Origin of the sequence: Exiguobacterium sp. s142, assembly GCF_018618455.1 — a bacterium.
GTDB classification, from domain to species: domain Bacteria; phylum Bacillota; class Bacilli; order Exiguobacteriales; family Exiguobacteriaceae; genus Exiguobacterium; species Exiguobacterium aurantiacum_A.
The window spans coordinates 1-13439 of sequence record NZ_JACSMB010000029.1 but is presented as its reverse complement, the minus strand read 5'-3'; the positions used below and the strand labels follow the sequence as shown (position 1 = coordinate 13439).

Annotated in this window: 13 protein-coding genes; 2 read left to right on the top strand and 11 right to left on the bottom strand. The window is 42.9% G+C overall.

Going from position 1 to position 13439, the window contains the following annotated elements; translation table 11 throughout:
• Positions 1-69: 69 nt before the first annotated feature.
• From KNP77_RS15370 to KNP77_RS15320, 11 genes are all read right to left on the bottom strand, one after another.
• Positions 70-771: a lipopolysaccharide biosynthesis protein gene (locus KNP77_RS15370; protein WP_214891645.1), complete on the bottom strand. Its 702-nt coding sequence runs from the start codon at positions 769-771 to the stop codon at positions 70-72.
• A gap of 33 nt (positions 772-804) precedes the next feature.
• Entirely contained in the window at positions 805-2088 is a 1284-nt protein-coding gene (locus tag KNP77_RS15365; protein WP_214891643.1) for a hypothetical protein, read from the bottom strand.
• A gap of 12 nt (positions 2089-2100) precedes the next feature.
• Positions 2101-3276, bottom strand: a complete 1176-nt coding sequence (locus KNP77_RS15360) for a CDP-glycerol glycerophosphotransferase family protein (RefSeq protein ID WP_214891641.1) — start codon at positions 3274-3276, stop codon at positions 2101-2103.
• Positions 3266-4048 carry a glycosyltransferase family A protein gene (locus KNP77_RS15355; RefSeq protein ID WP_214891639.1) on the bottom strand — a complete coding sequence of 261 codons (783 nt, stop codon included), beginning with the start codon at positions 4046-4048 and terminating at the stop codon, positions 3266-3268. Before KNP77_RS15355 ends, KNP77_RS15360 begins: the two co-directional genes overlap by 11 nt.
• A gap of 20 nt (positions 4049-4068) precedes the next feature.
• Positions 4069-4995, bottom strand: a complete 927-nt coding sequence (locus tag KNP77_RS15350; RefSeq protein ID WP_214891637.1) for a glycosyltransferase family 2 protein — start codon at positions 4993-4995, stop codon at positions 4069-4071.
• A complete protein-coding gene (locus KNP77_RS15345) occupies positions 4992-5642 on the bottom strand; it encodes a sugar transferase (protein WP_214891635.1) in 651 nt (216 codons plus the stop codon). Before KNP77_RS15345 ends, KNP77_RS15350 begins: the two co-directional genes overlap by 4 nt.
• Before the next feature lie 17 nt (positions 5643-5659).
• Entirely contained in the window at positions 5660-7552 is a 1893-nt protein-coding gene (locus KNP77_RS15340) for a polysaccharide biosynthesis protein (RefSeq protein WP_353048844.1), read from the bottom strand.
• A gap of 16 nt (positions 7553-7568) precedes the next feature.
• Positions 7569-8468 (bottom strand): UTP--glucose-1-phosphate uridylyltransferase GalU, encoded by a 900-nt coding sequence (gene galU / locus KNP77_RS15335; RefSeq protein WP_251139124.1) that lies wholly within the window; start codon positions 8466-8468, stop codon positions 7569-7571.
• A 219-nt stretch (positions 8469-8687) separates the two neighbouring features.
• Positions 8688-9455, bottom strand: a complete 768-nt coding sequence (locus KNP77_RS15330) for a tyrosine-protein phosphatase (protein WP_131470728.1) — start codon at positions 9453-9455, stop codon at positions 8688-8690.
• A 15-nt stretch (positions 9456-9470) separates the two neighbouring features.
• Positions 9471-10187, bottom strand: a complete 717-nt coding sequence (locus KNP77_RS15325; RefSeq protein WP_214891633.1) for a CpsD/CapB family tyrosine-protein kinase — start codon at positions 10185-10187, stop codon at positions 9471-9473.
• Positions 10180-10905, bottom strand: a complete 726-nt coding sequence (locus KNP77_RS15320) for a YveK family protein (RefSeq protein ID WP_214891631.1) — start codon at positions 10903-10905, stop codon at positions 10180-10182. Before KNP77_RS15320 ends, KNP77_RS15325 begins: the two co-directional genes overlap by 8 nt.
• 194 nt (positions 10906-11099) lie before the next feature.
• Between KNP77_RS15320 and KNP77_RS15315 the strand changes: the two genes are divergently transcribed.
• Both KNP77_RS15315 and galE read left to right on the top strand, forming a co-directional pair.
• A complete protein-coding gene (locus KNP77_RS15315) occupies positions 11100-12284 on the top strand; it encodes a hypothetical protein (protein WP_214891630.1) in 1185 nt (394 codons plus the stop codon).
• A gap of 27 nt (positions 12285-12311) precedes the next feature.
• A complete protein-coding gene (gene galE, locus KNP77_RS15310; protein ID WP_214891628.1) occupies positions 12312-13328 on the top strand; it encodes a UDP-glucose 4-epimerase GalE in 1017 nt (338 codons plus the stop codon).
• The last annotated feature ends 111 nt before the right edge of the window (positions 13329-13439 follow it).

Here is a 13439-nt window from a genome sequence, read left to right as displayed (position 1 = left end):
AACGGCCGCCCACGCAAATGCCTGGGCTGGAAGACCGCACACGAGGCCTTCACGGACGAAGTGTTGCGCTTAATTTGACAAACCGTCATTACTAAATAGTTCCTTTATTATTTTTTTATCCGTTGCTACCGAAATATGCTCTTTTAAATAAGGAAACATCTTATTTGCATAGTTGGATATAGTTAAATTTTCCAAAGAAGTAAAAAATATCTGAACTAAAAGATAAGCAATAAAATTTTCATACCTAATCAATAAGTACATTTGAAAAATATTAGTAAGAATTATATAAAGATAGTGAACACTATTCACTATATAATTTTTTTGATGAGCAATTATTATAGATTTTTTGTAAACAAAAAAATAAGAAATAGTAGTGTTCACAATGAATAACCAGAATATTATATATATATTTTCATTTCCGTTATATTCTTTTACTATGAATTCCAGGAATGTCATGATTATAATCCCGATTAAAAATACAGTTATTCCAATAATTGTATATATTTTTTTATAGAGTTTCATTAATCCTGCGACTTTATTTTTGTCTTCTTCGGCGATCGGTTTATATAGACTAAATACAATCGCACTACCTATACCTAAATCAACAAGAGATAAAAGGGTAATCAGGTTTGTAAACAATGAATGGAGTCCTAAATTCTCAGTTCCTAAATTCTCTAAGAATATTAACCTTGCAGGAAATGCAATCGCCATTGCTAATAATTGTCCAATAAAAGTTACTCCTATATTTTTGAATGAATGTGCAATTCTCACTACAATAGCCCCTACCCTTAAATTCTTAGTTTATTACGCTCGCAATAATTCACTCTCTCGCAACTTTATTTCTCCAAAAATAAATGTCATAAATATAATCCAAGTTGGAGAAATTAAAATCCCACCATAAAAACACATAATTATTAATACAATAAGCGCAACAAAAGAAAAATCTTTCGATTTTTTGAAAATACTACTCAGGAATAAAACAAAAATAACAAACGACAATATTCCCCCTGTAACTAAAATGTATGCTATAGAATTCATATATTCATAGTTATACTGTTTTTCTCCTGTACTTGTAACTCCATACAAGTCACTTTCAGTTGTAATATTATTAGAAGTCACAAACTCAGTTATATTTCCGAAGCCTACTCCAATAACTTTAAACAACGGATCTAACTCATTGTAAACTTGGAAACCACGATAAACTCTTACTTCAGTTGAGTCATAAGTAGTTCCCTCAATAAATCTTCCAATAGTTGCTTTATGGAAAGATTCATTGGTGGTAATTAATATACTAAACGTAATCAAAAATACTATTAAACTACTACTAATAAGAGTGACTTTTCTTACATTCATTGTTTTCAATTGTGAAGTCAACCATATCAACCATATTAGTATGGTAATAAACATTGCTTGAGCAGATAGCGTTGCCACTAAAGTAATACTAAAAAAAACAGCACGTTTATAGTTTATTGAATCCGTTTGAGAACCAAATTTAAATAATGAAAGAATTACAGCCGGAAAAAGATACTGGGCAAAAACTCCCGGTTCCAAAAAAATTGATTGTGGTCTAAATAAGTGCGCATAAACCCTTTCAAAATTGATCATCTCATATGCGGGATTATTGTATAAAGGTATTAACGAAGTAACCGAAGGCGCAACTTGGCCTAAAACATAGAAAGAAAATATCTGGACATAGAGATACGAAGAAACGCCTATTGCTATCGTCATGTATATTTTAATTGCCATCTTTGCGTCAAAATAATATCGGGCAGTAATCGTGATAAGGACTAGATAAAAAAATAATCTCATAAATAAGCTAGCTACTGCGCTGAAGTTATACGAAGGGTATTGAAAAAAAACTGTTAACAGAGAAACAAATATCATCGAACATACAAACATAAGATAAAGCGGCTCATTAAATTTACTTTGAGAAACAAAAAACTTAACCAATGCCAATCCCGTGAATGCTAATAACCCTATTTCTCCTAGTGTGATATTTGGTAATGGTGAACTGTAATGATGAATTAAAGGCAATATACAAATAAAAAAAGTGTATAGAATTTTAAGTTTTCTATTGTTGTCTTTCAACGTTTAAACCCCTTACATATTTTTTATTTCTAAAAATGTTCTTTGACAGTTTTTATCATCATGAAGCTCAAAAAAATTATCTATCTTATTTATATATTTCTCTTCGATATGATAGTTATTCTCGATATAGTACATTATTTTTTCCACTAAATTATATTCATCATAAATTACATCTCCAAAACCATCTGACTCATAATTAAAATAACCTTCTTCATAATGCTTTAATCTATACTCTTCAAAATCAAACTGATAGAAAATGACAGGTTTTTTCATATAAGCATAATCAAAAAAAACGCTCGAATAATCTGTAATTAATAATGATGTTTCTTTAAGTATATTCTGAAATTCTTCATCTTCCCGCATAATTCTAATATTATCCGATGCATTGAAAAAAAAATTTATATGCCTTTTAACATTATTATGCGGAGAAAAAATCAATTCTATATTATACGTTTTTAAAAAACCATCAAGTTTTTTGTTATTTAATAGATTTGAATAGGCTTTAAAATATTCTGAGTTTAAGAATTCTTTGTCATTATTATCTAACCATTGTCGCCATGTTGGCATAAGTAAAATTTTCTTCTTATTGGCTTTATACTCATGCAATCCATCAAATCTACAAAGACCTAAATATTTCACAGCCCTCTCAGGATAACCATAATTTTGTTTGACATATTCATATTCATCTTTACCTCCGCAACAGAACAATTCAATTTTAGTATTCTCATATAAAGCAAAATTTAATTTGTCCTTAATAACTCCGTGTTGAAGAAACACTTTCTTATTTCGAACTAACCCCATCAACTCCAAGTTTAAACATAATTGCCCTGCAGGTTCACCTGTTCCAATTTGTGAGCTAATATTTTTTGTAGCTAACCAGTAAAATATATAATGTTGAAAACTACCGAAATGTATACAGTTTCCATATTCAGACACTTTTTTATATGCGGGAGATTTAAAGTCAATTGCGTAATAAATATTAATCTCTGGATGGTTCTCTCTTACATATTTAAAAAAATAATAACCATTGTCTTGAGCATCTTGAGGTCGTTCACTTACCAGCCAAATATCTTTCTTGTTTTTATTTAATGCTAAAGAAAATATAAAAGAAGTGCTAAGTAGTAATATACCCTTGACATCTTCAAATTTTATTTTTTTTAATTTAGACGAAATTTTTTTAAAGTTCATTTTTTATACCTTCTATAATTTTTTTAAAAGCATCATTAAAAGAAATTTGATCTTTGTAAAGTTTATGTTTTCTAATAAGAAATTGTAATGCAAGCAAGTAGGCATTCCTCTTTGATAAGTGTGAAAAGAATATTCCTTTATCAAAGAAATACTTTTTGTTATAGCCTTCAAACCAAGTTGAATCTTTTTGTTCTACCCAACCTATTATTTTAGGTAAAGCTACTATTTTCAATTTTTTTTCGAGACAATTATGAAGAAAAAGTGTATCCTCCCCCGCACTATATTTTGCACCACCACCAAAAGCTAAGCTGAAATATATGGCTCTATCTTGGATTTTTTTAGTTCTAAACGTAATATTAACAGCTCCATATTTCATATAATTTAGATGATGAATTTTTTGCTTCTTTTTTATATCTACTGTCGGTCTTTTGTGATTTAAACTTGGCACATTAAAAAGAATGACGTCTGCCTCTGGATGCTCTTCATAAGCTTTAATTATAATCTCATAATAGTTTTCATCCAATATAACGTCGTCGTCAGCTAATAAGCAGATATCTCCTTCTGCCCTCATGAGTGCATTATTTCTGCTTAATCCAATTCCTCTTTCCGGAAATGTAAATATTTTTATATTGTTATTATTGTTATTAATACAACTATACTCAAAAGAATCCGATTGATTTATAAATATAGCGTCAGATTTAATTTTCATTTTCCTTATTAGCTTTGAAAATCCCGTTTGATACATTGTAGAAATCAACACCTCTAATTTCATTGAGAACCTTCTTTCATGAATTATTTTCTGATCCGACCTAATGCAATTTTTGTCACTCCTAGCGGATTTGTGTATACAGCTTTGAATATCGAAAGCGAACCTTTAAAATAAGATTTTCTTTTTATACATACATATCCCACAACTAAATAATGTCGCATCTGGATATATTTTTTTTCGAAATGATTTAGTTCTGAGAAGTGTTGCCTTTTATATTTATATAATTCTTTTTCTCCTTTTAATCTCTCGTCACCTACTGAAAGACTTACGTCCTTAGAGTGAACATAAGCTTTTACATTACAGCGCGGAATATATTGAAACTTCCCTCCGAATTTAATTGCTTGTGAGACCAAATAAAACTCATCACCAATATCTTTTAAGGGGAACATACCAATCTCCAACAAATATCCTTTTTTAAACATTAAACAATCAGTTCCAGTTAAATGATGCATCATATGATAAGACAATAGTTTTTTTGAAGATGAAGTATAATTCTCAATATTTGTATGAGTCCTTTTTTCTATTAAATTCCCTTTGTGATTATATAAACTTAAGTCAGTGATTGAGAAATCAGAGTTCTTCATTCTCATTTCTAACAACTGATGCTCGATTTTTAATTCGGAGTATTCATCATCGTCGTCTAAAAATGTAATGTATTCCCCACTACTAATCATTATGCCTTCATTTCTTGATTTTGCAGATCCTAAATTAAGAGGATTTTTCTTTAGGATTATGCGTTTATCATTAAATAGATTTATAATTCCTGAAACCCTTGCACTCCATTCAGAATCATTATTATCATCAATAATAATGATTTCAATTGTTTTATATGATTGTTTTAAAATTGAATTTATGGCTCTTTTTAAAGTTGAATCACGGCGATAAGTAGCAACAATCACACTAACTAATGGTAAGCTATCTACTTTTGAACACAATACCTTTTCGTTCATTTTTTTGCCTCATTTAAATGTGATTTTCTTTCTATTTCTACTACTTCTACATATGACGAACTTTGATTTCCCTCAATCACTCCATCTTTTTTAATGACAATAATAAAAGTTTTTATTAAACATTTAAAATCTTGCTTAAAAGAGATGTTATTTTTATACTCACCATCATATGCTGCTTTAATTTCGATCGGTAATTCATCTCTACCATTCACTTGTGCCCACCCTGTAAGGCCTGGTAGAATATCATTTGCCCCATATTTCTCCCGCTCTTCAATCAAATCATATTGATTCCAGAGTGCTGGACGTGGACCAATCACAGCCATTTCACCTTTTAGAATATTAATTATTTGAGGGAGTTCATCGAGACTTGTCTTCCGAAGAATTTTTCCGATTTTTGTAATATACTGTTCTGGATCATTTAGTAAATGTGTCGGTGTGTCTTTAGGAGCATCAATCCGCATTGTCCGAAACTTTAAAATATTGAAGTGCGATTGGTGAAGTCCAACACGTTTTTGTTTGAAGAAGACCGGACCTTTTGATTCAAGTTTGATTGCAATCATAATTCCGATAAACAATGGCGACAGTACAATCAATCCAATCAAAGAAAGAATAAAGTCGATTTTTCGTTTTTGTTCGCTATACTTCATCATTCACACTCCATTTATTAGACCGTCTCACGTACGTCTTTATTTACGTTCATATTATTTAAATCTAAACAATCATTTGCCCAGTTAACGAGATACAAACCGAGCGCTTCGCTCGTTTTCAGTTCATTCATACGATTTAGTTTCTCTTCCAAGTTTGTTTCTTCACTCACGATACCAGTAAAGATTTTCGGATAAACTGCCTCAGGATGGACCTCGCCTTCTTTTAGTAGCTCTTCGAACATCTTCTCTCCGGGACGAATCCCGCTAAAAGCAATCGAGATTTGCTCTTCCGTGAACCCGCTCAGCTTGATCATGTTACGGGCAAGGTCGACAATCTTCACCGGTTCGCCCATATCAAGGACGAATACTTCGCCACCGTCAGCTAACGTTCCCGCTTGAATGACGAGACGGCTTGCTTCAGGAATCGTCATGAAGTATCGGGTCATATCAGGGTGTGTCACCGTAACGGGACCGCCCTTCTCAATTTGCGATTTAAATAGCGGAATGACTGATCCGCGGCTACCTAACACGTTGCCGAAACGCACGACGGCGTATTTTGTCCGACTTGTCTTCGCCAAGTTTTGAATGATCATCTCAGCGACTCGTTTCGTCGACCCCATGACGTTCGTCGGGTTGACCGCTTTGTCTGTCGAAATCATGACGAAGCGTGCTGCACCATATTCATCCGCCATCTCGGCGACGTTTTTCGTGCCGTAAATATTATTTTTCACTGCTTCATGTGGATTCGCTTCCATTAATGGGACGTGTTTGTGTGCTGCCGCATGGAAGACGAGGTGTGGTGAGTGCGTCATAAAGACATCACGCAACCGTTCGACGTCTTGGACGTCGGCGATGACAGGAATAAGTTCTACCTCTAAGTTCAACTCTCGCAACTCGCGTTCGATTAAGTAGATACTGTTTTCACCATGACCGAGAAGGAGTAGCCGTTCTGGTTTAAACTTTAAAATTTGGCGACAGATTTCGGATCCGATCGATCCACCAGCACCTGTCACCAAAACAGTTTTCCCCTCAACTTCGGATTGGATACCCGAAATATCAAGCTCGACCGGTTCACGACCGAGAAGATCTTCAATTGAAACTTGCCGCATTTGATTGACAGCGACTTTGCCTGCTGCGACTTCTTCAATCATCGGCAACGTATGCACGTTCGTACAAACCGCTTTCGCTCGTTTGATGATGGCTAACCGCTCTTGGTACTTCATCGACGGGATGGCGAAGACGATTTTATCGACTGCTTCCTTCTCGACGATATCTTCTAACTTATCGACCGTCCCGACGACTTTGACCCCGTTGACAGTAAGCGTCTGCAGATGACGGTTGTCATCCAAAAAACCGACCGGGTTCATCCGGTGATTATCCGATTGGTTCATTTGACGAACCAACATGCGTCCGGCCTGTCCCGCTCCAATGATGAGCGTCCGTTTCTCGTCTTTACGTCGCTTTACGTTGCGACCACGCAAGATTGAAAGCTGATCGTGTTTCCACGTCACGTAAATACGTGACCCTAAACGGATGCCACCTAACAGTAGAAGCGATAAGCAAAAACTGAGGAACAACATCCGCTCCATCGCTTCACCGTAAACGGCGAACTGGATAATATAAAGGGTGATCGTACTCAAGAAAAGCGTCATCGCGAGACGGATCGCCTCAGACATACTGGCAAAGCGCCAAGCGACACGGTATAGCCGGCTGACGCCGGCCATGACGATAAATAACGCACTATATAAAATAGCTGACTCAATAAAATGATTTTGATCAATATTTTGAATGAATTCGACTGGATATAAGAAAAAATAAGTCACGATCATCGACGATAAGATTGCTGCCATATCGAGGATGATTAGTATACTTGTCCGTAACGATTTTCGACCTAGTTCAGGAATGGACACTCGTTTTCCCTCCCATTTATTTAACCGCGTTCATAGAAGATTGTTCTTCTACTAACTGCGTCATCATCTTTAAGACATCGTCCCGTAAGTCTTCACGTGCCAAGGCGAATTCCAACGTCGTCTGGATAAAGCCGAGCTTTTCCCCGACGTCATAGCGCTTACCTGTGAATTCAAAAGCGAATACAGGTTGGACTTCGTTTAACCGTGTGATCGCATCCGTCAACTGGATCTCGCCACCCGCGCCAGGCGCTTGTGTTTCTAAAAACTTAAAAATTTGCGGCGTGAACAAGTAACGTCCAAGGATCGCCAAGTTCGACGGTTCCGTCCCTGGTGCCGGTTTCTCGACGAACGACTCGACTTTATGTAACCCGCCTTCAAGCGATGACTGAATGTCGACGATGCCATAACGATGCGTCACGTCACGCGATACCGGTTGGACACCGATAATCGAACTTTCTGCCTTGTTGTACTGTTCAATCAATTGACGTGTACAAGGCACGTCCGCTTGGACGATGTCATCCCCAAGCATGACGACGAACGGCTCGTCGCCGATGAACGCTTTCGCTTGAAGCACGGCGTGACCGAGTCCTCTCGGCTTTGATTGACGGATGAAGTGGATGTTAATATTCGTCGTCTCTTCGACGAGTTTCAAAAATTCCGACTTCCCTTTCTCAATTAATTGTTGCTCAAGCTCTGGCACCGAGTCGAAGTGGTCCTCGATGGCACGTTTGCCTTTACCGGTCACAATCAAGATGTCTTCAATGCCTGACTCGACCGCTTCTTCAATGATGTATTGGATCGTCGGTTTGTCGACGATCGGCAACATCTCTTTCGGCATCGCTTTTGTCGCCGGTAAAAACCTCGTCCCGAGACCGGCTGCCGGAATGACCGCTTTTTTCACTCGTTTTATTGTCATCTATCCCATTCCTCCTGGATGGTTCTATCTAACCTGTAGAATCCATAGAAAAAAGGATGTATCTACCATCCTTTTAAAAAATTATAAATTAAGGGTATCACGTTCTATCCACCTAAAAAACCAAGGAAAGGAAATTAAAACATAAAATCGTTCGACAGATGTCGACAAAAATCATAATGATAACCTAGTTGTCAACCGTTTATTGTTAATAAAGGGAAATCATTTCTTCCATTTCCCTCTCCAATTTTTAATTGGAAGAATTGGGGGGTCGATGAAGACGAACTCGTCTTTCATGACCGCCTCGGCGTTGCCGACGTACGTGTCCCATTTGTCGGCACCGAGTTCTTTTGTGACGGCATCTTTGGCATCATCCCAATAGAACGTGCGGCGCCCGGTGCTATGGGCGTCCGAGGCGATCAAGTGGCTCAGTCCGTTCCGTAAGAACGCGAAAGCAAGATCTTGCACGTTCTGTCCGAACTCGCCCGTCAGACTGCCTGTCGTGATTTGCGACAACGCACCTGACGACACGAAGTCCATTAAGCGTTTCGGGTTCGTCGCGAACTCTTTGTTGCGCTCCGGGTGAGCGATGACCGGCGTGTACCCTTCCGTCTGCAGACCGAAGAACAGTTGCTCGGCGTAGGCCGGGACAGAGTCGCTCGGAAATTCGACGAGAACGTAACGCGAGCCGGCGAGCGAGAGCGCCTTGCCTTGCTCGAGCGCCTCGACTAACTCGCCGAATACGCGAATCTCTTGGCCGGCGTATAAGTCGAGCGCGATGCCCTCCTGGCGTAACACGTCTTGAAGCTTGGCGACAGCGTTTTGGACGTTCAACTCATCCGTCTCGAACTGGGGGTGAAACGCGTGGGGGGTGACCACGATCGCGGTCACCCCTTCGCTTGCCGCGCGTTTCGCCATTTCTACCGCTTGTTCGACCGTCTCCGGTCCGTCATCGACGGCCGGGAGCAAGTGACAATGGATATCGATCATGGCGTTGTCTCCTTTTTACTCGTACGCATAGTAGTAATAGTAATCGTCGCTGCCTTGCGGCTCACGCTTGTTCAAGACGACACCGAGGATATGGGCCTCGGCGAGCGTCAACTGTTCTTTCGCTTTGACGACCATCTGGCGGTCCGACTTGTCGCAGCCGACGACGAGGACGACGCCGTCTACTTTCCGGGCGAGGACGCGTGTGTCGGCGACTTGCATCATCGGCGGGGCGTCTAAAATAATGATGTCGTAATTCGCCTTCAACTCTTCGAGCACGCGGTCCATCGTCTTCGACGACAATAGCTCCGACGGATTCGGTGGAATCGGTCCCGCCGCCAGCAAGTCCAAGTTCTCGACTTGTGTCGCATGCGTCGCTTTCTCGATCGTCGTCTTTTTGGCGAGGACGGTCGACAGCCCGATCCCGTTCGATAGACGGAACGTGAAGTGGGCCGTCGGGCGGCGCATGTCGCAGTCGACGAGTAAGACGCGCTTGCCTTGCTGGGCGTAGACGACGGCGAGGTTCGATGATGTCGTCGACTTGCCTTCGCCAGACGAGGCCGATGTGATGACCATCGTCTGTAAGTCGTCATCGACGGCCGTGAACTCGAGGTTCGTCCGGATCGTCCGGTATTGCTCGGAGATCGGCGACTTCGGCTTATGGACCGTGATCAAGTCGCGGCCGGTCTTGTCGTATTTGATATGTTTGTGTTTCTTTTTCCCGAAATTAAACATGGACTTCTTCACCCTTCACTTTCGCTTGGCGCTGTTGCTGCATCTCGACACGGTCAATGACTGGGATCGACCCTAAGACCGGGAGTTCTAAAATCGTCTCGACGTCTTGCTCCGTCTTGATGCGACGGTCGAGCACGACTTTGAGGAAAGCGATGGCGACTCCGATCATCAAGCCGAGCACGGTCGCGATCGCCGTGTTGAGCAAGATGTTCGGGCTGACCGGGAACATCGGCACGGACGCATCCGACAACACTTTGACGTTGTCGACGCCGCTCATTAGTTCTTTCACTTCTTTCGAGAATACGGTGCTGATCTCGTTGGCGATATCCGTTGCGAGCACCGGGTTCGTATGTTGGACCGCGATGTTGATGACTTGCGAGTTTTGTTCGCTGTTCACGGTGATCAAGCTACTGATGTCCTCCGGCGCACCGACGACGTTCTCTTGGACCGGCTCTAAGATGGCCGGGCTCTGGATGATGACACGGTACGTGTTGACGAGTGCGACCGACGACTGGACTTGGCCGCTGTCGATTATATTGTTTTGTGTCTCTTTCGGTGCGACGAGCACTTGTGTCGACGCTTCATACGTCGGTTGGATGACGTACGAACTGACGAGGAAGGCGATGAGTGCCGCGATGAGTGCTAAACTTGCGATGAGCCATTTGCTCCGCTTCAAGATGGAGAACAGTTCTCCAAGGGAAATCGTTTCTTCATTCATATTCGTGTTCTCTCTCCTCTATTCTGTAAAATCACGACTGGAAAATTTCCGCAAATAATATTTTTACTGACAATACCAAAACATTATAGCAAAAATTCTCTCCCGTGATGACCCATTTTTTAAAAATTGGGTTTTTTGGCATGCAAATCTGCTAAACTTTGAAAGGAATAACTTTACAAAAGGGGGAGACAATAGTGCACGTTAGTGAGCGCCTACTCCAGCTATATGCCGATGTCGATGCGTCGACACGTACAAACCTACAAACTTTAATCAAACAAAATCTAGGGGACGGCAAATCGTTGACCGTTTCTTTTGAAGAACTGACCGGTGCGACGAAAGCCTCACTCCCGACCGACGAAAAATCAGCGGTCGACTTCACGGCCTGGATCAAAGACGGGAAGAAAGATGCCACGTTCCTTCCATATTATGTGTCTTTACTCGAGAAGAATGATCGAGTGCTGAACAAAGAAGCGACGGTGCCGCAACCAATCAAAGTTGACAAGACAGTCGTCAACGAGACAATTGCCGACGCCGCATTGGAAAAAGCGCCACAATCAGCAACACAGACTCAGAAGCCGCGTTACGTACCGGAGACTTCGGTCCCGTCACGCGCCGAACGGGCCAAGCGAATTGAACCGGCCCGCCCTCGTAAGAAGAAAGGCAAATGGCTCGGTGGCCTGTTACTCGTCGCAGTCTTATTAGGCGGCGGTTATATCGGGTATCCATATGTAGCGGCGCTATTTGAGCCGAGCGAGACAACGGAAGTCGAAGCCCCGGCGCCTGAACCGGAACCTGTCGTCGAACAACCGGAGACGAACTACGTCTGGCTGGCGACGAAAAACGTCAACCTCGTCAGCGAACCGAATGGCACGACAGTCACCTATATAGGAGATATCGGCGATCGCTACGAGATTGTGAACGAACAAGACGATCATGTCGAAGTCGACCTCGACGGCACGACGGCTTGGGTCGCACTCGACGCCGTCACGACCGACTGGCCGTCACGCGACCTGACTGACAGTACGCTGCTCGACTGGGCCGAGACGAACCTAGACAACGCTTGGCTTGGTGAAGCGCTCCCTGATTTCTTCGCGATGAACGAGGCCGCACTCACCGAGACGCTCGGCGCACCGTACGGTCGTGAGACCGACGCCTTGAACGCCTATGCGTTCTACAACGGCGGCTTCTTCGTCATCCAAGACGACCAAGTCCACGCCATCGACTGGACGAACACGCAACTCGCGCGTGAGGCGTTCGACCCGCTCGGTGAACCAGTCATCGAGACGAGCGACGCGCTCGTCTATGAGAGCGAGACGTACTCGCTCCGCTTATTTATCGGCACGAACGGACAGACCCGCGTGCGTTTGACAGAAAAATAATAGTTTTCTTCGGAAGGAGTAATCCCCATGACTACAATTTTAGTTACAGGTGGTGCCGGCTACATCGGCACCCACACCGTCCTCCAACTACTTGAGACCGGACACGACGTCATCGTCCTCGACAACTTGTCGAACAGCCGCCGTGAGGCGCTCGACCGCGTCGAGGCGCTGACCGGTAAAACGGTCGAGTTTTATCTCGGCGACATCCTCGACCGGGAGTTATTGGAACAGATCTTCTTGAAACATACGATCGACGCCGTCATCCATTTCGCCGGACTGAAAGCTGTCGGCGAATCGGTGAACGAGCCGCTCCGCTATTACGAGAACAACGTCGTTGGGACGACCGTCCTGCTCGACGTGATGAACGCGTTCGACGTGAAACAAGTCGTCTTCTCTTCTTCTGCGACGGTATACGGCATGCCGGAACGGACGCCGATCGACGAATCGTTCCCGCTCAGCGCGACGAACCCGTACGGCCGCACGAAGTTGATGATCGAAGACATCATGCGCGACTTGGCCGTCGCCGACCCGTCATGGAGCATCGCGCTCCTCCGCTACTTCAACCCGATCGGCGCCCATGAGTCAGGCCAGATCGGTGAGGACCCGTTCGACGTACCGAACAACTTGATGCCGTACATCACGCAAGTCGCCGTCGGCCGCCTGAGCGAACTGAGCGTGTTCGGTGACGATTACGACACACCGGACGGCACCGGCGTCCGCGACTACATCCACGTCGTCGACTTGGCTGAAGGCCACTTGAAGGCGCTCGACTACGTCATGGACCACACCGGCGCCGAGGCGTTCAACCTCGGGACCGGCACGGGCTACAGCGTGCTCGACCTCGTCAAGGCTTTCGAGGCGGAGAGTGGAAAAACTGTCCCGTATAAAGTGACGCCGCGTCGGCCGGGCGACATCGGCAGCTGCTACGCCGACCCGACAAAGTCGAAAGACGCGCTCGGTTGGGAAGCGAAACACGACGTCCGCGCCATGTGCCGCGACGCCTGGAACTGGCAAGCGAACAACCCGAACGGTTACCGGGCATAAGAAAAACCCCTTACGCGAGAACGGAGGGCACTGAAAAACCTCCGCTCTATCCGAGCGTGAACAGAAAAAAGGGCGATTGGACCGACTCAAGTCGGGACAATCGCTCTTTTT

Excerpts from the sequence above, each read along its gene's own strand:
- galE (WP_214891628.1), top strand. The coding sequence starts at position 12,312 with ATGACTACAATTTTAGTTACAGGTGGTGCCGGCTACATCGGCACCCAC.
- KNP77_RS15325 (WP_214891633.1), bottom strand. The coding sequence starts at position 10,187 with ATGTTTAATTTCGGGAAAAAGAAACACAAACATATCAAATACGACAAG.
- KNP77_RS15345 (WP_214891635.1), bottom strand. The coding sequence starts at position 5,642 with ATGAAGTATAGCGAACAAAAACGAAAAATCGACTTTATTCTTTCTTTG.
- KNP77_RS15320 (WP_214891631.1), bottom strand. The coding sequence starts at position 10,905 with ATGAATGAAGAAACGATTTCCCTTGGAGAACTGTTCTCCATCTTGAAG.
- KNP77_RS15350 (WP_214891637.1), bottom strand. The coding sequence starts at position 4,995 with ATGAACGAAAAGGTATTGTGTTCAAAAGTAGATAGCTTACCATTAGTT.
- KNP77_RS15330 (WP_131470728.1), bottom strand. The coding sequence starts at position 9,455 with ATGATCGATATCCATTGTCACTTGCTCCCGGCCGTCGATGACGGACCG.
- galU (WP_251139124.1), bottom strand. The coding sequence starts at position 8,468 with ATGACAATAAAACGAGTGAAAAAAGCGGTCATTCCGGCAGCCGGTCTC.
- KNP77_RS15355 (WP_214891639.1), bottom strand. The coding sequence starts at position 4,048 with ATGAAATTAGAGGTGTTGATTTCTACAATGTATCAAACGGGATTTTCA.
- KNP77_RS15360 (WP_214891641.1), bottom strand. The coding sequence starts at position 3,276 with ATGAACTTTAAAAAAATTTCGTCTAAATTAAAAAAAATAAAATTTGAA.